This is a genomic window from Halorientalis brevis, assembly GCF_042678165.1.
Classification (GTDB): Archaea; Halobacteriota; Halobacteria; order Halobacteriales; family Haloarculaceae; genus Halorientalis; species Halorientalis brevis.
Window position 1 is genome coordinate 35,889 of the sequence record NZ_JBHUDJ010000013.1, and the last position, 20,379, is coordinate 56,267.

The 20,379-nt window shown below is 56.6% G+C and carries 19 protein-coding genes; 15 read left to right on the forward strand and 4 right to left on the reverse strand.

Annotation, left to right across the window (positions count from 1 at the left end):
- Nucleotides 1–46: 46 nt before the first annotated feature.
- The 5 genes from ACFR9U_RS21410 (at nt 47) to ACFR9U_RS16125 (ending at nt 2,805) form a co-directional block, all read left to right on the forward strand.
- Nucleotides 47–358, forward strand: a complete 312-nt coding sequence (locus ACFR9U_RS21410) for a DUF7563 family protein (RefSeq protein ID WP_428222022.1) — start codon at nt 47–49, stop codon at nt 356–358.
- Nucleotides 359–395: 37 nt separating this feature from the next.
- Nucleotides 396–725: a PadR family transcriptional regulator gene (locus tag ACFR9U_RS16110; RefSeq protein ID WP_247381974.1), complete on the forward strand. Its 330-nt coding sequence runs from the start codon at nt 396–398 to the stop codon at nt 723–725.
- Nucleotides 722–1,081: a DUF4326 domain-containing protein gene (locus ACFR9U_RS16115; RefSeq protein ID WP_247381976.1), complete on the forward strand. Its 360-nt coding sequence runs from the start codon at nt 722–724 to the stop codon at nt 1,079–1,081. Before ACFR9U_RS16110 ends, ACFR9U_RS16115 begins: the two co-directional genes overlap by 4 nt.
- Nucleotides 1,082–1,496: 415 nt before the next feature.
- Nucleotides 1,497–1,640 carry a hypothetical protein gene (locus ACFR9U_RS16120; RefSeq protein ID WP_247381978.1) on the forward strand — a complete coding sequence of 48 codons (144 nt, stop codon included), beginning with the start codon at nt 1,497–1,499 and terminating at the stop codon, nt 1,638–1,640.
- Nucleotides 1,641–1,770: 130 nt separating this feature from the next.
- A complete protein-coding gene (locus ACFR9U_RS16125; protein ID WP_247381980.1) occupies nt 1,771–2,805 on the forward strand; it encodes a DUF8008 family protein in 1,035 nt (344 codons plus the stop codon).
- 837 nt (nt 2,806–3,642) lie between these two features.
- On the opposite strand, the gene ACFR9U_RS16130 is transcribed toward ACFR9U_RS16125, so the two are convergent.
- On the reverse strand, nt 3,643–4,830 hold the full coding sequence (locus ACFR9U_RS16130; RefSeq protein ID WP_247381982.1) for an orc1/cdc6 family replication initiation protein: 1,188 nt from the start codon (nt 4,828–4,830) through the stop codon (nt 3,643–3,645).
- 1,084 nt (nt 4,831–5,914) lie between these two features.
- Here ACFR9U_RS16130 and ACFR9U_RS16135 point away from each other — a divergent pair.
- Entirely contained in the window at nt 5,915–6,943 is a 1,029-nt protein-coding gene (locus ACFR9U_RS16135; RefSeq protein ID WP_247381984.1) for a DUF8128 domain-containing protein, read from the forward strand.
- Nucleotides 6,940–9,999, forward strand: coding sequence for a type IV secretory system conjugative DNA transfer family protein (locus ACFR9U_RS16140; protein WP_247381985.1), 3,060 nt, complete (start codon nt 6,940–6,942; stop codon nt 9,997–9,999). The genes ACFR9U_RS16135 and ACFR9U_RS16140 overlap by 4 nt, the downstream gene beginning before the upstream one ends.
- Nucleotides 10,000–10,011: 12 nt before the next feature.
- Here the strand turns inward: ACFR9U_RS16140 and ACFR9U_RS16145 are convergent, their stop codons facing one another.
- Both ACFR9U_RS16145 and ACFR9U_RS16150 read right to left on the reverse strand, forming a co-directional pair.
- The gene (locus ACFR9U_RS16145) at nt 10,012–10,656 is read right to left on the reverse strand and encodes a hypothetical protein (RefSeq protein ID WP_247381988.1); all 645 of its coding nucleotides are present in this window, start codon (nt 10,654–10,656) and stop codon (nt 10,012–10,014) included.
- 2,356 nt (nt 10,657–13,012) lie between these two features.
- Nucleotides 13,013–13,459, reverse strand: a complete 447-nt coding sequence (locus ACFR9U_RS16150; RefSeq protein WP_247381989.1) for a hypothetical protein — start codon at nt 13,457–13,459, stop codon at nt 13,013–13,015.
- 829 nt (nt 13,460–14,288) lie between these two features.
- On the opposite strand from ACFR9U_RS16150, the gene ACFR9U_RS16155 reads away from it, so the two are divergent.
- The 5 genes from ACFR9U_RS16155 (at nt 14,289) to ACFR9U_RS16175 (ending at nt 17,881) form a co-directional block, all read left to right on the forward strand.
- Nucleotides 14,289–14,585 carry a hypothetical protein gene (locus tag ACFR9U_RS16155; protein ID WP_247381991.1) on the forward strand — a complete coding sequence of 99 codons (297 nt, stop codon included), beginning with the start codon at nt 14,289–14,291 and terminating at the stop codon, nt 14,583–14,585.
- Nucleotide 14,586: 1 nt separating this feature from the next.
- Complete coding sequence (locus tag ACFR9U_RS16160; protein WP_247381993.1) at nt 14,587–14,937, forward strand: hypothetical protein; 351 nt, start codon at nt 14,587–14,589, stop codon at nt 14,935–14,937.
- A gap of 141 nt (nt 14,938–15,078) precedes the next feature.
- Nucleotides 15,079–16,119 carry an ImmA/IrrE family metallo-endopeptidase gene (locus ACFR9U_RS16165; RefSeq protein WP_379814751.1) on the forward strand — a complete coding sequence of 347 codons (1,041 nt, stop codon included), beginning with the start codon at nt 15,079–15,081 and terminating at the stop codon, nt 16,117–16,119.
- 111 nt (nt 16,120–16,230) lie between these two features.
- A complete protein-coding gene (locus ACFR9U_RS16170) occupies nt 16,231–16,779 on the forward strand; it encodes a hypothetical protein (protein WP_247381995.1) in 549 nt (182 codons plus the stop codon).
- A gap of 172 nt (nt 16,780–16,951) precedes the next feature.
- Nucleotides 16,952–17,881, forward strand: coding sequence for a hypothetical protein (locus ACFR9U_RS16175; protein WP_247381996.1), 930 nt, complete (start codon nt 16,952–16,954; stop codon nt 17,879–17,881).
- Between the two features lie 38 nt (nt 17,882–17,919).
- On the opposite strand, the gene ACFR9U_RS16180 is transcribed toward ACFR9U_RS16175, so the two are convergent.
- Entirely contained in the window at nt 17,920–18,780 is an 861-nt protein-coding gene (locus tag ACFR9U_RS16180; RefSeq protein WP_247381997.1) for a COG1361 family protein, read from the reverse strand.
- Between the two features lie 156 nt (nt 18,781–18,936).
- Between ACFR9U_RS16180 and ACFR9U_RS16185 the strand changes: the two genes are divergently transcribed.
- The 3 genes from ACFR9U_RS16185 to ACFR9U_RS16195 are packed head-to-tail and all read left to right on the forward strand — an operon-like array spanning nt 18,937 to nt 20,355.
- On the forward strand, nt 18,937–19,359 hold the full coding sequence (locus ACFR9U_RS16185) for a hypothetical protein (protein ID WP_247381999.1): 423 nt from the start codon (nt 18,937–18,939) through the stop codon (nt 19,357–19,359).
- 1 nt (nt 19,360) lies between these two features.
- On the forward strand, nt 19,361–19,504 hold the full coding sequence (locus ACFR9U_RS16190; protein WP_247382002.1) for a hypothetical protein: 144 nt from the start codon (nt 19,361–19,363) through the stop codon (nt 19,502–19,504).
- Entirely contained in the window at nt 19,501–20,355 is an 855-nt protein-coding gene (locus ACFR9U_RS16195; RefSeq protein ID WP_247382004.1) for a DUF6884 domain-containing protein, read from the forward strand. Before ACFR9U_RS16190 ends, ACFR9U_RS16195 begins: the two co-directional genes overlap by 4 nt.
- The last annotated feature ends 24 nt before the right edge of the window (nt 20,356–20,379 follow it).

Sequence of the window (20,379 nt, forward strand, 5' to 3'; positions counted from 1 at the left end):
CTAGGCCCTCGGGTCCGCGTGGCTCCCGTAGATACGGTACGGAAGCATGCCATCTATCCACGCAAGGGGACTTGAAACCCCCGATGACTCAGACGAATTGCCAGCAAAGAAGGAGGCACGGACGGCCAGTGCCCGAAACTGGAGCCCCATCGACGAAGACGATCCCGAGAAAACAGTCTGCAACGGCTGTGGCTCAAAGGTCAATCCCAAATTTGGGCGTGTGCTGGGGGATCAGGACGGACAAGTCCATCGTTGTCCCCACTGTGCGACCACCCGTCAGCTCGCTCACGGCGCAGTTGCCGGGGTCGACTCAACTCTGAACTACGAAGCACGAGGTAGGGGGTCAGCTGAGCGATGATGGTCGTCATGTGTCGACTACTCGGAGGGTATGGCGCATGACCGAAAACCCGGTGACACGATGGCATCGACTGTCCGCAATCCAGCGGGATATCCTGCAGACCATCCGGCGGTTGGACGCAAGCCAAGACTGTCTCTCCGGCATGGAGATCGGGAGGGGTCTCAAGCGATTGCGAGACAAATCGATTAGTAATGGATCGCTCTACCCGGCGCTGGGTGAGCTCGTTGACCAAGACCTGATCGTCAAGCGCGACATCGAAGGCAAGTCCAACCGCTACGAACTCACGGCCGACGGAGAGCAATTACTCGCGACACATGTTGCGTCCTTCGAGTCACTCTACGAGGAAACGGACGGTGATAGGCGATGACCCCGCAGACGACGGTCGTACCCACGAGCGATCCCCACGACGTGGATATCAGCGTCTATCGTGACGAGGACACCGTCGGCCACCTGCTGACGACCGAGCCCAGAGATCCAGGCTGGCTAGGCAATCCATACGCGGACCTCGACGTCGAGCACCGCCAGGCCGTCGCGATGTTTCCACGGACGCTGTTCAACGAGCTCGAAGCCCGACCAGCCCTTCGTAACCACCTCGGCGGCCTCAAAGGCGCACGCCTGGGGTGTGACTGTCCCTACGCTGGCGAGCCGGAACCACTCTGTCATGGTGATGTCCTGGCGGCCGTCATCGATCGCGCACTCGTTCCGGCAGGAGGTGATGGATAGTGACGTGTGACGAGTGTGGCGCCCGTGGACCTGGATTATCCCCGGTCGTCGTTGGAGGGCATCGAAAAACTCTCTGTGCGACCTGCAATCCCTACAGCCCCGTCCAAGCCGTCGCTACTGATAGGCTGCGAGCGACAGACGGAGGACCAGAAGTCGAAGCGCGAGACACCAAGATTGAGGATCAACTGGTCGACGATCTCGTTGACCTGTTGACGATCAAGACACGTCGATCCGGGCGAGGCAGTTGGTCCTTCTCAACCGCTGATCTCACGGGCTACCTTGACTGTGACCAAGAGGATGCTGCAGCAGCAGTCGATGCACTGGGGAAGCGAGAGAAGCACCCCATATCGATCGAACGATCACTGACTGGCAGCGGAGATCAGTGGGTTGCCCGACCAGTCCCCGGAGGGAGCCTATGAGCGAGTCTTACTACACTGGCTCCCAGCGCTGCGAGGATTGCGGCGAGATCGCCGACGACGCCAAAGAGCGCGAGATCGACGGCGAGACGCTGACCCTCTGTGGTTCATGTGCGCTCAATCACTTCGTCAGTGAGCGGTAGCTGACGATGCCACGCACGCGCTTCGCACAGCGGCCGGCTAGCTGCTGCCGTCTAGCGGCGTGTGTGTCTCTTCACTGGCCGTCTCACGAAGTCGTCCCGCCAGCGAACCATTTTCTCCACCATCAAACCTATGACAGACACAACACGATCCACCGACACGAACAGTACACAAATCGACCGCGACTCAATCGCGACCGCGTTGGAACAGGAAGAAACCGAGGTGGTCACCAACCTCGTCGATACGCTCTGTGATCGCATCGAGGCTCTCGAGTCTCGCGTCAGTGAGCTAGAACAGCGCACCGACGACACGGACGCGGTGCGTGAAGAGAACCGGCGACTCCGCGAACGCGTCGCGGAGTTGGAAACACGCCTCGACAAGCAGGCTACACTCACTTGGGACAGCGACGACCTCCAAGACGTAACGCTCGAATCAACGAATGGTGTGAAAGTTCCACTCGGCCGGATCATCAACGCGAAAGTGTCCGAACAGGACCTCGATGAACACCTCACCGACAGCACGCTCACCGACGCCGTCGCCGAGTTGCAGTCACGCGAATTAGAGAAGGGTGCCCACCTGCAGTTCGAGACCGTCACCGAGCACGTCGAACTCCTAGACGTCGACGGTGATCGACTCGAACGGTTCGAAGGTGAGGACGGCGATACATGGGTCCGGCTGCCCAACGCAGAAGACCCGCTGGAACGCTCCGGAACGAGCGCGCTCGCGACGGCCGACTTGCTCCCGATCCAGCAACTCGCCCGGATGGATGAAGAAATGCTCGCAAACGCCACCAGCCGCCGCGCCGACTACCTCGCAGCGAAGGCGTGGGCCGAGCGGGGCAAGAACTCAAAGTCCTCACTGTGGTCGGCTGGCTGTCGCTCAGTGAGTGAGTACATCGACGCCTCCGACCTTCGTGTCTGGATCAAAGCCAACCACCAGCGCCCGGACGAGGACATGACCTACGAGAACGCGAAGAAACTCGCCGGGAAGGCTCTTGAACGGATTCAGCAACTCGCGAAGAACAGAGTCTACATCGAGAAGCGTGACCGACGCAAGGACGGCCTCAAGTACAAAGAGCGCCGGTTAGTCGTCCCAACGGACGCCGAGATCCCTGGCGAGGGAACGAGCCACGACGACGCTCCGGGGACGACCGAGCTCACCGGATAGGAGCCTCCCCAGGTCACTGCCACCCCTGAGAAGGGGCTAACATCTCTAAGAAGACACCCAACCCAACCAGACGCCGCCCACAGAACAGGTACCTTCGACGCCTGTTCTCGTTTGTTCGTGGTATCGGTAGCTGTTGGTATCGCTGTTGAAGAGCGGTGTCGGCGGTGGTAACCAGCAACTCCTGCAAAGCGATCACCAGTGATACAGAATTTCCCCGGACAAACGCTGCCCTATAGGGAGATTGCGATCAACCAGCGTGTCATAGAAAACATCCCACGAAATCTTGAACTGATCACTACAGTACAGGAACTTATCGTGCAGCTATCTTGGAAGGATTCTGGTGAGGAACTTTAATTGAATCGAACTTTTATAATGAGTATGGCTGAACAGATTGTATTTGGTACAGCAACGTATGTCCAACTCACTATCGTAATATCAGTTGGAGTGTTTGTTGGTAACCTCTTCTCGAACTTGGTTTTCAATAATTCCGAAACCAATCGATAAGCACGCGTAGTGAGCATCCAGGCTGCTGCCTATCCGGTCAGCTATTAGTATATCTATATTTTGATTGCTCTCTCCTCTGCACGTTCATGCAATTCCGCGAAACAGTCTCGTCACAACGAGATACAAACCAACCGAAAACCCGTGGTAGCCCCCAATGTGACACCCGTTCCTTTGTTTTGTATCCGTTTGACACGAAAAAGACACAAACGTCTCAATCGCTAACCAACAGTAGTTATCGAATGAGACAATATGTTGGTTAGTAGCTCAAGAATACTCTACTGACAGAGAAACAATTTCTGAGAATATATATCGCTAACAACGGAAGCGGTGGGGTTAGGGACTGGAATCCAGAAGCTCCGACAGTCCAGTTTTAACTGATGAGATAGACTGTGCGAGCTCGTGTTCTTTGTACTTTCCGCCGCCTTTGCCCTGGTTGTACTCAGTAGCAGAGATAATCCCTAATTGTTCTAACTCGCCGAGATAGTCGCGAACAGACCGTTCCGAAACCGGACTCATCCCCTCTTGTTCTGCCATTTGTTCGTACGCGGCGAGGATATCTCGAGTCCGAGCCGGCGTTTCATTCCGTTCAGCAAGGACCGTAAGTGCATAGAGAACGAGTTGGCCGTGATTTGAGTAATTCTTGATGCCCTCAATCACCTGGTCTTTCTGAAGACGATTGCGAGCATTTTGGACATGCAATTCAGTCACTACGTCCGCGTTTTGCTCCCGAGCAAGATCGCCAGCCTCGAGCAGAAGGTCAAGCGCTTGGCGAGCGTCACCAGAGTCTTTGGCCCCATACGCAGCACACATTTCGACGACACCGTCATCGAGAACCCCATCTTTGAATGCAACTGCTTCACGTTGCTGCAACACGAGTTGTAGTTCTTGGGCATTATACGCTGAAAACGAGACTTCTTTCTCACAAAGGCTAGATCGGACCTTAGACGACAACTGATTTCGAAAATCCAGATCGTTCGAGATACCGATCACACCAAGCTTTGCGTCGGTTACATCACCGTTTGACCGGGCACGCGGAAGTTTGTAGAGCAGTGAATCGTCTTCGATGTGATCGACCTCGTCGAGAACAATAAGGATCGTCCCACCAACACGGTCTAACTCATCGAATAGAAACTGATAGACAGATGCCTGTGGATATCCGGTGTTCGAGATCTGATTAGTTGGATCGCGAAGTTCGTTCACTAGAGAAACTGCAGCTTGGTAGCTAGAGTTGAGTCCATCGCAGTTGATCTCAACCGTGTAGAGGTCGAGTTGATCAACTGCTTTCGCATCTCGTTCGAGTGCTTGCAAGAGATATCGTGTAGCAGCAGTTTTGCCGACACCGCTTTTGCCGTAGAGGAAAATATTTGATGGCGTTTCGTTGTTGATGACTGGCTGTAACGCAGCGTGATATTGCTGGAGTTCCTCATCACGACCGACAAGTTCTTCAGGTGTCCACTCTTCCAAAAGTGCTTCTCGCCGTTCGAAAATAGAATTGGTTGGCGTGAATGAGATGTCAGCCATTCACGAGTGGTTTGAAGGAGGAGTGCCTTAACCATTACTTCCGCTGCTTCCGTTGTTCCCGTCTGTTTAAATACCCCTGACCCCACTAGTTCCGCTGTTACAGAGAAGTTGTGTTTGAATAGAAGTAACCCTCACCCCACTGGTTCCGCTGTTAGATTTGAAAGCTGCTATACTAGCGTTTAGCCATAGCGCCTTATTTGTCTAGAAGCCTAGAATATGTTTATATAGTACTGCAGTAAACGATATCCGTAAGCTGTTTTCTACCGTATAACAAGACACCCCCTCACATGGGGGTGTTGCTGTTTTCTTCAACTAACAGCGGAAGTAGTGGGGTGGGTGGGTGGTTACATCTACTTCACGTTCACTCTTGAAGCATCTGAATAGGTGTTAGAACAATCAATCTTGACGTTCTTGATCATCCAGACGTCGACCTCGATAACGAAACTGGACGAACATCAGTGGTGATCGGGTCTCCCGAAACCGATCATCAGCAGCCACCTCTAACACCTGCCGTAAGTCAGCAGTCCGAGAACTCAGTTTGTCTTTTCCCTTAAAAACTAAACCCCAGACGGCAGGCTGGTGATCTGGCGTAAGGTATCTCTGTAGATTATAATACGCGTCTGATCTCGAAAGGGTGGTGATGGCCCCTCCCCCTATACCGCTGGTTTGGGGTGGCCAAGCCAGCGGGAACTACTGAACAGACACCAGACTGCTGGTAACGACTGGTAGGCAGGTTTGGTGCGGTCGGGATGCATCCCGACATACAGTAAATTATTCTACATCTACATAAGTGTTTGTCACAAATCAGTTTGTGGACTGTTCTGGCCGAAGTGGCTAACCAACATACTCTCCAAAACAATGCTGGCTGTTGGTTAGCTTATGGACTACAGCTGTCTTCAAAATTGATTCTATTTTTTGAAGATTTATGAAAGGAGAAATTAGTAAATATTCTAGGATATAATGCGTGTGTATGAGTTTGAACCCTTTAGAGCCAATCGAGACATGGCTGAGCGACAGCGACCGTGAGGCTAAGGAGTACCGAACAGTCCCACTCGAAACCTCACATAGCGTTCCGATTTCGAGTATGCCCGGTGAACTCCTCGAAATCAACCCCTACAAGGACAACGACGGTATCGAGAGCGGTGCAAACCTACTTCAAGCACTCCACGACGTCCGGATTCGTGGGGGAGAAAACACGAGTGACGCCCATGCCTTTGAGATCTGGTTCAACCGGGGGCAGTTCTCCTTTCGGATGTACGCGGCCAACGAGCGTGCGAGCGATCGGTTCCAGCGCCGGACTACCAACACGTACACGAACTCTGAGGTGATTCCTCTCCAATCTGGTGAGGCATTCCCGGACCTCCGGCCCCGAGATCACATTGCGGGCTCGTATCTCGATTTAGAGCGCCACACGTTCCTTCCGATCCGTCATCACAACGCAGAGGGGTTCGATCACGGTGACCCGTACAGTGACATCATGGGCGAGATGCTGACGCTTGACGACTCGGTGGTCGTCGTCCAGGTCGTATTCAAACCAGCCGCAAAGGACTGGACCAGTAACGGTCCGGACGGCGAGTCTGTCGGTGACGTCGCCGAGGGGCTGCGCAGCGGCGAGGTCGTTGGATTCTCTGACTGGAAGTTTTGGGCCGGGCTTCGGGAGCTCGAAGAACGCGAGAGCAGCAGCAAGGATAAGGAGGCCGCCAAGATCGTCGAGCAGCAGCGTGGCGAACAGGGGTTCCACGTTAACGCTCGTGTGCTGTCCGCGTCACCAGACCCCCGAGAAGCTCGCGAGCGGGCCCGTGGGGTGGCCAGCATGTTCGCGAAGTACTACAACGCAACGAGCGAACAGGGGCTCGATCATCACCCAGTCAAGCCGACGGAAATCGAGGGGCTGTTAGCCGATATGATCGAGCGGCGGTGGATTGATCGCGACATGATTCTCTCGATCGACGAGGTCGCTGGTATCGCTCACATTCCGAACGGCGAGATCGAGGTCCCGCAGATTCCGTGGAAGACCACTCAGACTGGCTCCCAGATTGCTGCCGAAGCTGAGAAGGACGAAGCAAGTACGACGGCCGATGCGTGGGCGAGTGACGACGAGCAGGAGTGGTGAACGTGTTTGGAATTGGAAGCAGTGACGACGACGAGGAGCAGGGCGAGAAGGTTGAAATCGAAGAGCCAGTCCATGAAGAACAGCACACTGAGGCGAAGCCAGATCCGGACTGGGAGTCGCTTATGGGCGACTCTTATGACATGACTATCGAGGATCGGGAACGGGCTGGACAACACGAGGTTCTCACCGAAACCGCTGAGCATGGCCCGGTTGCGGGCCAAAAAGTGCGCCGGATGTTCGAGCGAGCCAGCAAGAAGCCCGACCGTCCTATCTGGGTTGGCTACGACGACAGCGCCAGGAACGGGTGGCGTGAGGGGCCGATTGATTTCACGGCCCTCCGTCGGCACATGTGGATCAGCGGGACCACCGGTGCCGGGAAGACCACCCAAATGCAGAACAAGGCTATCCAGCACGCCTACGCCGGCCACGGGTTCTGCAATATCGACCCGAAGGCCAGCGGTGACACGCTCGAGCTTTTGCAGATGCTACCGAAGCACCGGTTGGACGACGTCATTCTCATCGAGCCAGGGTCGACGGAGTACGAGAAGGTCATCGGCATCAACATGCTGGACATGCCGGCGATCGAGGATGAGACTCGTCGCGAGAAGGAGATTGAGAGCCGCTTGGAAAATCTGGTTGCGATTTTCGACAACGACGAGTACTGGGGGATCAACATGCAGGCGGTTACCGAGTCGATGGGTCGGGCGATGCTTCGGCACAATGCAGAAGTCTCGCTGAACCCAGAGCGAGATGCTTCAGAGAAGTACAGTGTCATCGACATGTACTTCGTGCTGCTTAACGCTGAGCGCCGTGCCGAGTTCGCCGAGCAGGTCGACGACCCCTATCTCAAAGAGTTCCTGTACGAGATCGCGGAGATGGAAGACGACGACCTGCGGCCACTCACCAAGCGTATCAAGTCGTGGGTCGAGAATGCGGTGGTCCGGAAGATCATCGCTCGTCGAGAATCGACGATCGACTGGGACGATATCGTCGACAACGATCGTATTCTACTGGTCCGTATTCCGGTCGACTCCGAGGACGTTCACCAGATGATTACACTGACCGTGCTGCGGAACCTCTGGAGTGCGAAAAAGCGCCAGGATCGGGACCCAGAGCGGGACACGAAGGCGTACTTCTTGCAGGTGGACGAGTTCGAAAAGGTCGCCAACGATAATCTCGCCGTCGAGGACATGCTGGTGCGGGCGCGCTCGATGTGGCTCTCGGTTACCCTCGGGACACAGTACCCGTTCCAGATCGAAAAAGACCACGAGGGCGTGATGCGGGCGATGGAGAACAACTGCAACACGATCCTGGCGATGCGAACCCCTGGGAGCGACGACGCTCGTCTGTTGATGGAACGATTCGAGGGGTACAATGCCGGCGACTTGATGGACACGGACTTCTACCGGACGTGGACGAAGATTCCCCTGGAAGGCGGGCGTGAGTCCGAGCCGGTCAATCTCAAGACATTCGCGCCGTACCCGCCGCTCCGATCGGAAGAGGACGCAAAGGATGTCGTCCGAGACTCGCTTAACGAGTGGGGTGCCCAACCTCTTTCCGACGAGGAGATCCAGCGTGAGCTCAAGTATGGCGACTACGTCGAAGCAGTCGACCCGGCAGCAGCCCCTGGCGCTGAGTTCGACCCCGATGCGGCGGCCCTCGATAGTGAAGGTGACGTTTCCGTCGAGGATCTCCCGACCGACACTATTCTCGAAGGCATCTACGCCGCCCAGGTTCAGGACGAAGACGAGGAGACGCTAGTTGAGGCATCGCGAGCAGAGGAGGAGATCGAGAAGCGATTCGGCTCAACGGGCTATCAGTCTCAGCTGAGTAATGTCTTCGAGGAACTGGAAGTGGTCAAGCGGTCCCGCCGATCCGGGGAGGCTGTGGTCGGTCTGACATCAGAAGGTCGCACTCGAGTATTCAGTGCTGACACCGGCTCATCAGCGTCCGGCGGTGGCGACGACCACCGATACATCTTGAAGGAATCATTCCGTGCATTCACTCGTCTCGGTGCGCTTACCCGACTACCGACACAGGAGGGGGAAGAACTCCCTGACGGTGTGGCCGATCTACCGATTGACCCACTCAACGACGCTGATTCAGTCCAAGAGGTCCACGACTTAGAAGCAGAGTTGAAAGAGCAGTATCCGCGGCTGTACGAACTCAGCGAGGGTCGCCATATCGCTATCGAGGCGGAGACCTCGACGATCAAGAAGCCGATGCAGACTCTCACGAATCTCCGGAAAGCCATCGAGAGTGACCGTCTCTGTGTCTTCACCTGTAAGGACGCCACGGCCGATGGGAAGGGACTGACCTACTGGCCCCAGCGGGGTGAGAAAATCATCTACGACGTCGACGGCAGCGAGATTGACTACGATACCGTGACATGTGCGAACGACGTCGACGAAAAGGGCCGGCGGACCTTCTACAACAAGACCTCGAAGTTCCAACTGGACGAGGAAACCTATGCCGTCCGACCGAACACAAGTGGCCGTAATCCGCTTTCCTGGCACGAAGACGAGGGTGATGTCGTCGCGACGGCCAAGGACGGCTACGAAGCAGCCCGCTTTAGTGGCCCGGAGGCGGTTGACAACCCGTCTCCGACCGAAGTTCAGGCATATCGAACGAAGAATGATGACGACGAGTGGATAGTTCAAGAGGGGAGCGAGCAGCACGGTCCCTATGGGTCTCTCGACGAGCTCCGACAGGAGTGGCAAGATCTCTATGCGCCGTTCATCCCTGAAAACGAGTTCCCACGGATGCCAACCCCAGACGACTTCGTGTTCGTGGTATTCCCCGACGATGACAACGAGCAGTACTCCGAGCCGATGCTCTATGAGCAGGGCCAGGAGTGGCCGCTGTGGGACGAGACAGGTAGATCTGGCGTGGCCGAGGCCGATGGTCACGAACAAGAAAGCGCCCACCAGACAACCGACTCACAGCCTGTGAGAGATTCTAGCGCTAGAATGGAAGATACACAGAGCAACAACGCAAGCAACGGGGAAACTGAGTCAGAGGATTCCGAGAACTTGTTTGGGCCATTCTCAACGTGACGTGAGTCGACGTTAGCTTTTGTCGATCTTCTCGATCTTCTCCGCGTATTTCCCTGTCAACTCCACGATATCGTCCTCTGCACCATTGTCGAATAGATAGTCCCGCATCGCGAGTGTTCCAGTCCGGACAGCGTCTAGCTCTGATCGGATATTGCTCTGGAACAGCGGATCATCTTTGAGGTCCTCTAGTTCCATCGCGAGATTGGCGACTTGTGACTGGAGGTCATCGATCTCCGATTGAGAAGCGTCCGTCGACGAAGACTGCTGTGTCCCGGTATCCGCCATCTGCTCTCTGAGGTCCTGGTTCTCATCGCGAAGCGACTGCACCTGTTCCTCTAATCGAGCGATCCGCTCAGCAACGTCTCGGTTGATTTCAGCTTCCCGAGCAATCTGGTCGAGAGCCTGTTCCCCCTTCTCAGTTATCGAGAGTTCCTTGGCGGGAATATTCCCTGGTTCTGGGTCTGGCTGATGGGTGCTTACCAATCCCTGCGGGACCAGATATTCATTGATCCGATAATTGATCTTAGTTCGACTATCGATCCCGAGGAATTTCCGTATTTCACTGGTGTTAGCGGCTCCATCATGCTGTTCTAGGGCATGAAGCATCTCTTTGCTGATAACATCCAAGTCAACATCTAACTGCTCAGACTGGCTCATAGTACTATCAAATACCTTTACCAATATAAGATTGTCCGGCTATGATCAGGCCAATAGAATCTGCGCTAATTGTATCCGGATTAATTAAGTCAGGTAATTAGCCGACTTTAATCGACATCTACCGCGCCGCGTCTCTAGAAGGGAGAATTAACCCCAGTTCAACTTAGACAGGATGACAACCCCTCCAGACCGAGAAAGGCCGAGTAGATAGTGTCTAATAGATATGATAATAATGGCATCCGAGAGAATAGCTGAAAGAACACTGCTGAGAGGTTGAAATATCAGAATAATGTACCAGCTAAATATAGCTGGCTACAGCCAGACAAATAATACTCTTCTTGTATCTATCCGGGGTAATTATCAGGATGGATTAGCCGAATATAGCCGGTGCAAACAGCACCGCGTCTCTAATAGACAGATTTGACCCCCAGTTTAGCTATGGCAGGTGGATACCCCTCCAGGCCGAGGCAGGCCGAGAAGAGACTGTATCGAAATTCTGAGAGGTCCCTCAGTAGAGATAGGCTCGAGGTCCAGTGTTTCTCGACGATCGAGGTTTAGGGTGTCTCCATGATCGAGGTCCAGTAGAGCGAAGCCCGGCTGAGGTCCGACAGTGTGTTTCCGGTGAAAGTGGCGTGTGCTTCGACCGACTGAGAGGCCCACTGGCTGGGGCCAGTGGAGAGGCGAGGTACAGGAGCATTGATATATCAGTATTCAGGTGAGTGTGGGGTGTCAGGCTAGTGTCGACCCTGGATGATCGATAGCAATGCAGCAGCGGCGGCGCCGCCCACCTATATGACAGGAGTGTCTCGATGACCGACAGGCCCACTGTCTATATAGCGGCGTTCTGGTGTGTCTCTCCGTGGGAAGTGTCCCCGGTGCTATCACTGGAAACAGTGGTGTCTCCCTGGGGGTGCCGACTCCGTCGACGAGCTCGAGTGTCCGATCACTCAGACTGGATGGCTTCCTAGCATGGGGCGACAGTGCCGACTGATACTGGTGTCTCTCCGTGGGAGGGTCACCGGCAGAAACAGGCCGGCCTGATTTCCAGGTGTGTCTCCCCGTGGGGCTTCCGAGCAAGCACACACCGATATCGAAGTGAAAGTTCTCTAAGGAGGATCATCACTAGAGATCCCACTGGCTTCCGGGTGAGCAGCGCCGTGAGGCTTCCAGTCCGTCGACGAACTCTGCAACACAGGTGTTTCTCCCCGTGGGGTATCCCCAGGTCTAGATCTGCTGGGGGTCAGCTCTTCTTCGATGGTGGGACAGCGGCGTGTGGCTCTCACTGCCCGACACCGCTTCTCCACGAACCGACGACACCTTCTTCAAACCGACACCGCCTCTCCACGAACCGACACCGCAGCGTGGGCTGTCAGGGGTGGCTGAGTTACCCCGGACCTCCGGTGTGTCTCGACGAACCGACCTCGAGTGTGCTACAGCAGTGTGGACCTCCAGCGAGAGTCACTATTCCGGACCTCGATCGAGTTTCGACGTCGACCTCTCCGCGATCGAGTCACAGTGGGTCACCGAGATCTCGAGCTCACCTGGAAGCCCACCGATCGAGGAGTGGTGGGAAGCCGAGCTGTCTAGACCGGCCGACCCTCCACCAGACGTAGCCAACCCGGCAACCCCGGACGTAACCTCCATAGACGGCCGCCATACGCGACGAATCCTTTTAAGGAGTAAGTAGGTACGGGGAGTGCAATGTTACAGACTATTGCGAAATTAGTCGCGCTGGCCGCTCTCTTGGGAGTGGTCAGTGGATCACTGAAAGATGGATGGGAACGCGAATACGGAGACGATCTAACACAGCCGCTTCTGTTCGTTGACTCCGTTATTCTGACAATTACAGCTGTGCTATTGACGATCAACCCCAACTACCGAACGCAGTGGGGTGACCTCAACCCGGTCCTTATCCTAGGACCTATCGGTGTCGGCATTATAACCGGTTGGCATATCGGTACAACAGTCTATCCGACGGTCAGGAAACAGTTCTGGCTATAGACAAGCGCTCCCATCAACCGGCGTTCCGAACGTAGAAAACACACACCAGACGACCTTTTATACCAGATGCGGTCATCAGGCCGATCAACATAAGTAATCGAGAGGAGGTCACGCTCCGAATAGCGACACTGCACAGGAACTACGGGAAGTTCAAGAGAAGCGATGTCATCGAAGACGTCGATGCCAGCCCAAGCGTAGTGTAAGACGTGTGCCAATCGCTTGAGGACGGAAACTTTCTGTCGAGAGACAAGCCTCGATCAACGCTTTGGCGGGCAGGTCCGTTGGCGGAAAAGCACCTGGATCTAACCGAGAAGGCCCGCGGAAGCACTCGCACGTAACGCGGGGTATCTGTCGACTACTCCGGGATGCTCCCGTTACCCATTATATAACATTCCGAACACGACCATCCGTCAGCGAGTTCAGCACAGTCCTCGCATTCCTCGTTGTCGGATTCACCAGAGACATCCACCGCAACACCTCCGTCAGTTGCGGGAACCTGAGGACTGTCGTCAATTTGGTCTCCGAGTAGCGGGTCCACAGAGTCATTCAGTCCCGCTGGAATCGGTTTAGCGCCGGATGCAAACGCAGCACGTCGAATGTGTTTGCAGGAGACTTCTCGGTGCTTGTGGTCCAGACACGTGCAGCGCTTTTCTCTCAGGTCGACGTTGTACTCTTTGCCACTTTCCGAGACGACGGTGTAGAGGTCCGGTCCATCCTCCAACACGGTCATACACTCGGTGAGAGCGCGGCGGGTTCGGGCATCGAACGATTCTGCCGTCGAAGGGGAATCAGTCGAACTCATGGGAAGTCTCGGAAGTTTCCTTCCGTACCTACACATTGTGAAGGTCAACACTTATAGTTACCGAAATATGGATATTCGGTGGTTTTATGCCCTATCCTGCATATTGTGAATGTAGGGGGCGAAAGCCCCGAGACTTCCCATGAGCGTTAGTGAACGAACGTCGCCAAGTTGCATAGAAGATGAAGTTAGCAGACTCCAAAAATGCCGGAAAGAGTGTCTTTCGCGGATGCTAAAGCGAACAGGATACGTCCGGGATTATCACATCGAAATTGACGCTAGCGGAATAACGGGACGATGCCACGCTCCCGCACGTCTCGTTCGGCAGTCGCTTTCGCCAGTTCTCCGGGCACGGAATATTGAATGGTCAATCGTTAGTGAGACGGGCCAGCGACCAGGCAGCGAGGACATTGTGACCGTCCGGCTAACCGACACCCGATAGCCCCCACCCGACTATGACTGTCTACTGTCCCACTATCACCGGTCTGAAACAGGAGTTTGAACAAGAAGTGTTGCGGGAGATCCAGGTCCGTGCCGGACCAGTCGCCCGACAACATGCTAAAATAGCATTTCACCGACCCGATATGATGGATGTGAAGGGGGTCGCCTTCGAGGCCGGTATCGAACCGATACCGAGCAACGCCCCGGAAGTGGCGGCTAGATATCTCCGAGCGTCCCCCGACGCCCGGACGACCTGGACCCCACTGTAAGCTAACCAACATACACTCTTCTAAACCGTTTCTGTTGGTTAGCAATATTCTGCCTAGGCGGACTATCCGTCCCATTCCTGCGAATCGGTGGTTTTATGATATGTCCTGCATAATGTGCAGGTATGGGGCGAAAGCCCCCGAGACTTCCCATGAACGGAAACACGGAGACAGCAACAGTCGGAGAGCAAATCAAGAATCTGGACGACCTCGACCGCGTCTACGTGACGCTCGATAACGGGCAGGAGATTGACGCACGCGTGGCCTATCCGTACGCCGGGGACACCGTCCGGGTGGCGATCTCCGACGATATGTTCGACCTTTGGCCGGGCGAGGACGGTGAGGCACGGGTTACGAACCCGCACGCCAACGGAGAAACAGTCGGCACCATTGAGAGCCTCGATGTCCAGGAGGCGTGGTAAAATGGGTGCCGCTTCGTTCTTCACCTACGGTTTCGGTGAGACGGCAAAGCAGGCCTTCCAGGCCGCGCAGGAGCACGCAGAGTATATGCACGGACACGGTGGCTACACGGGGACAATTGCCGAGAAACACGGTTTCACGGTGATTCCCAAGTCCGAGCATAAGGGCAAGCAGAAGCGCAAATACGCCGGTCAGTTGCTCACAGCGCGGGACGAGCGGGTTGATGACAAGTGGGGACCTGCCGGCGCGATAAACGTGTCCGGCACGAAAGAGGCCAAGAACTACCGCGCCAGGAAGGGATTAGAGGGGAAACACGGCGACGTTTGGCTGTTCTTTGGCATGGCATCCTGCTAAAAATCTAACCAACAAACACTCTCTTTTGACAGGGTTTTGGCGGTTAGCCACCCCCTCACGAGACGTACCAGATGGCCCCCAGAGTGGAAACCTTACCGTATTCCGGTGGTTTTATTACTTATCCTGCATAATGTGCAGGTATTGGGTGAAAGCCCGAGACTTCCCATGAAAGCACGAAATGCCACACTTTCCGAGTTCGAGACGGCCCCCAACGACACGCGAGATGTCCCGCAGTCTGTCGACTTCTCGGATAAGTCGACCCGCAGCGACGACATGGAGGATAGCCTTGAGGAGTGGATCAGTGAACTCCAGGAGGCGACGGAAGACGCGAGGGGGGCCGAAGTGTTCCGGCAGTGGTTGGACGCACAGGCCAAGTTACACGACTACAGCCCCCGAAACACGGCCCTCATCCATATGCAGAAGCCGGACGCCTCTATGGTCGCCGGGTTCTGGACGTGGCAAAACGAGTTTGACCGATCCGTCAAAGAGGGAGAATCGGCGATCTGGATTTGGCGGCCCAACACGATTACCGCGAAGAAGTGTCCCCATTGCGGGAACGCGCCTAACTACCACGAGGACAACGAGGACCTGAATTGTCCGCTCGCCCCGGACGCACCTGAGCAGTGGGACAGCGAAGACCCGAACGAGTGGACGAAAGGCGAGATTCTGACCGGGTTTTCGCCGGCCCCGGTGTTCGACGTCTCCCAGACCGAAGGCAAGCCCCTGCCCGAGAGTCCGGACACTGACGCGGAAGCGGTCGAGGCCGGTCAGGGGGAGGACGTCCTGACTGCCCTGCAGGACGCCGCCCGCGAGATCGGCTTTCCGGTTGAGGTCGTCGATGTCGACGAGTGGGACCGAGACGCGAAGGCCATCGCCCGGACGTCAGAGGACCCACCGGAGATAGAAATTCAGGACCGTGACCCTGCCGCTGCAGCCGGCGACTTGGCCCACGAGATCGCGCACGCTGTCCTACACACGGGATGGGACAACCCCGAACGGCCCGAGCGGGAGATTGAGGCCGAAGCTGTGGCCTACGTTGTCGGGCGGTACTTTGGACTCGACACGTCCGGCTCAAAATTCTATCTGGCAGCCTGGGCGGGCAACGAGCCCGAAGAAATTACGGAGCGGATGAAGACGATCAGTAACACGGCAGCGAAGATTATCGAAGCAGCCGACGACTGAGGACTGCCCGCAGTTCACCACTCTTTTCGACCGCTTTCTATCGGTTTCCGATAGCTTTATGACTAGGCCTGCACAATATGCAGGTAAGGGTTGAAAGACCCGAGACTTCCCATGATCGCAGAAAGCACTACTCAGGAACCCGAGGACCCCCTTACTCTCAAAGGGGAGTTCGGATGGACGCTTAAATACATCAGCCAGCGGTTTGACCTGGATTCGGCGGAGCGCCGGACCTACCGGGCGCGGACGGAGCCCATGCTCGTCGTCCCCGAAACGTTCCCCGCTCGTCGGCACAAAATCGGGGGCGGACCCTTCGAGAAGGGCGAGGCCACGGGCATCTACCGCGTGTTTTCGTCGAGCGGATCAGAATACGAGGTCGATTTGGCAGAGCGCACCTGCACCTGCCCGGATATGCAGGAGAACCCGCCGGAGACGGGTTGTAAGCACTTCCGGCGAGTGGTTCTGATGATCGAGGGGGACCAGCCACTTCCGGCCCGTGGAGAGGACGCACGCGACTACTGGGACTGGTTTTTCGAGACGATCCGGGCAGTCAACCAGTTCCGCGAGGGGCTAGACAGCGACCTGCAGAACGCCGTTCTGCGGGCAGCCAGCGCGGGGCACAAACAGGACGACGACTATCAGACCGCCATGGTGGAGGTCTAACGATGTCGGAGCAGACCTGCGAGTGCTGCGGCGAGACGTTCCCTTCCCCGTTCTGCCGGACCCTCTGCAAGGCCTGCCGACAAGCTGGCTGCGAGGACATGGCGGACGCTGACCTGTGCGCCGCGAAGGGGGCGGAATCCGGCGAACAGGCCGGTCTAATGGAGTTCGGACAATGAGTGCCGACGCCGTTGGGACGACTGCCGGCGACGTCGACGACGTCGAGGGTGACCATGAGGCGACCGAGCCCGCGACTGTCGACGTTCCCGCCTACTACGCTCGCGAGATCGCCGAGCGCGAGCTCATCGCTCGCGAGTGTCCGGTCGACGTGTTCGTTTCGGGGATCAATCCCCGGTACGGTTGGCCCTACCGGATGCAGTCGGCCCGTGAGGCCCGCCCGAGTGTCCGAGACGCCTGTGAGACGCTGATTATTGACTCTGTCTTCCAGGACCCTCACTATCCGATAGAGGAGATTCTCGACGCCGCCCACGACTTTGACGCCGACTACGTCGTCTCTAAGGACTACTGGGCTCTCGACGGGCAGAGCTACCCGCTAAACGAGATGCAGTTTTTCGCCGAGCGTTACAAGCGCCACCCGTGCGAGGCAGAAATCCTCGTTCCGGTCGGTGCCGACCCCTCGAAATACACGCTTGAAAGACTCGCCAAGGACATCAAGCGGGACAGCCCGTGTAACATCGGAGGGGTGGCAGTAGGCGCTCTTAGCCGAGAACGCGGGGAACTCCAGGCTGACGTTCTCCGGCGCGTTCGGGAGATCGTCGGCCCGGACGTCCACGTTCACGCGCTCGGGATGGGAACGGACCCGTCCGTAATCGGGGCGATCCGAGAGTCGATCGTTGACGATCCGCAGCGGCCGCTCGTCGATTCACTCGACACGTCGACGCCGGAGAATGCCCCGAAAAACAATAAGCTACCAGACAAACGCTGGTCGCAGAAACGGGTGCTACTTCCGGAGGGAGATAAGTCGTCGACCGTCCGGGCTCAATTTGCGGCTGCTCAGGCCCTCATGCTGGCCTACGAGTTGACCACGTGGTGCGACGACGACGAGATTAGCGACGGCCGGAGCGATCTATCGCGTTGGGGGTGAGCTATTAAAGGAGTGTGTAGGTCACAACCCACAATCTACTATCCATTATCTACGTACTCAATCTCTACATCAGAATCCTTGAACGGAAAACCATCCGTTTCGTCGAAGTCCACCTGGCCGGAACCTCGCAATTCGTACACCATCCCCGCCACCACCGTTTTATCCAGGCTAAGTGAATCCACCAGCTCACCAAACGTCAGCACGCCCTCTTCCCGAACAAGTTCCGTAAGCCGGTCACGAATTTCCTGCTTTGCATTCCCCTCCAAATACTCCATCTCTATGCTCCTCTCAATTCGTTCCAGCCGTTTCGTCACTTCTTCCATCTCGTCCGCGATGGCCTTGACGGGACTCTCATCCACGTACTCCTCCGCATCCTCACGCGTCTGAATCGTGTCCAGCACGCCAATGGACGCAGTTGCCTCATCAGAGTTCTTCTCCGGCGTGTACCGGTTTCCGAGCGAGTCCGAATACCGAACCCTGAACTCGATAACGGCATCCCTTCCTGCCGCATCCTCGATCTGCCCGCTCGTTGTTATCGTTCCATCCTCTCCACCGAACGGGAGCGGAAACGTGCGTCGTTCCCCAGGTGAGAGAAGTGGTATCTTCCACGTCTGTTTGTCACCCTCATCACACCACCACTCGGCTTCGACATCGTATGCTACACCTTCACCCGTATTCTCGATGGCGAAAAAGTGATTCACCGCGTACTTGGTGTCTATAGTGGGTGTCACAAGCGGTTTGTTCCTTGTCAGCCTGTCTGTCCTCATCTCAGAAACCTGTCTAAAGACCCCAAAAGTGTAGGCGATAGTGGCGCAGGCCAGAACCGCGCTGAAAAGGATTTGCGCGGTACTCCCCGGATTCCTCGAGGCGAACCGAACAATCCCTTGGAGAACGCTCATGCTAACATGACATCAACGCAGTGTTAATTCAATTTCGGACAGTCTATACGCAGATATATTGTGCAGTAGTTGTCACACACCGTGGGACATACCGATGGTTTTAATAGTAATCCTGCATGTTGTGTAGGTGTGGGGCGAAAGCTCCCGAGACTTCCCATGAAGCGAACGATCGAAGTCCTATACACGACGTACGACAGCAAGAACAACCCCGAAGGGTTCGAGATTGCCTGCGACATTCGGTGTTTCGCCGACCCGGACGCCGTCGACGCCGCAACGATCACGTCCGCCTACGAGGTTGCGACGGTCGCGAAGATCGAGGTCGATCCCGAGACGCAGAACCTCCGGGAACATATCTATCACCGGATGCAGGGCGGTCGCATCGACGAAGAACTCAGCTACCACGGCGGGGAGATGCGGAGCATGAGCGTAGGTGACATCGTCGTTATCGACGGCCAAGCCCATTTCGCGGCGCGAATCGGCTTCAAGGAGTTGGGCGACTTCGCGGAGATCCTGGACGACGACAGCGAGGAGGATCTTCGGGTCGAACGCCGCACGATCCGAGCCGGGGAGGGTGCCTGATATGGCTGACCTCGCCTTTCGGGTCCTCGGTCTCGACGTCGACGACGAGGAGACACGGGAGATCGCCAACGAGATGTACGAGCTGCTGACGGAGCGGGGGCACGACGTCCACGGGGTCGCCCCCGTTCTACGGGAGGAACAATGAGCTCCCGGCAGCAGCCCGTCACGGTCGAGCGCGAACGGTTCGGCGAGACCGAGAGCCACACTGTCGACTCCGAGGACCGCCCGCTCTACGACCTGCTGGCAGACGTTCTCGACGATACCAGCGTCCCCGACTTGATGCCAGCCCACATGGCCACCCACTGCGACAACCTCGCCGACGCCCTGGACGCCATGACCGAGGTCTATAAGGGCCGCTGCACCCGCGACGGCCTGGGGCGCTACTCCCTGAGCTACTGCCGGCAGGCGCAGCGGGCGATCGAGGACTACCGGGACGCGGAGCCGGCGACGTTGGCGGCCGTGGGCTGCTCCCAGTCGAAGGACGACGCGGACGGCCTGATGCCAGCGCGAGAGCGTTACAGTAGCGGGTACTGGACCGTGAAGGACCGCTACGGCAAGGCGGTAGCCGACGAGTACTGCATCATCTCCGCGAAGTTCGGCGTGCTGTCTCCCGAAGAGCCGGTCGCGGACTATGACAGGACGGTCGACGACCTGCGCGGCGTGCCCGTGCAATCCGATGTACGACTCCCCAACGGCGACAACGTCGACACCCTGCTCGACTTGTGGGCGCTTGACGTCTACGAGGGACTGACCGCCTGGATCAAGCAGGTCGCCGGCGGCGTGGACCCCCAGGACGTCGACCTCGAGATCCTCTTGGGGACGACTTACCGCAATCCGTTGGAGACGCGGGGTGTCTTCGATCGACTCCCGCACACGGCTGACCTGTCGGTCTCGTTCCCCTTCCAGGAGATCGAACAAGCCCGGGGCGGGAACGGCAATCAAATGGATTGGATGACCGACGAGATCGAGGCGGCTCAGGAGGTAGCCGATAGCTAAAGAAGCCGAAAATTCCGGCGTTTT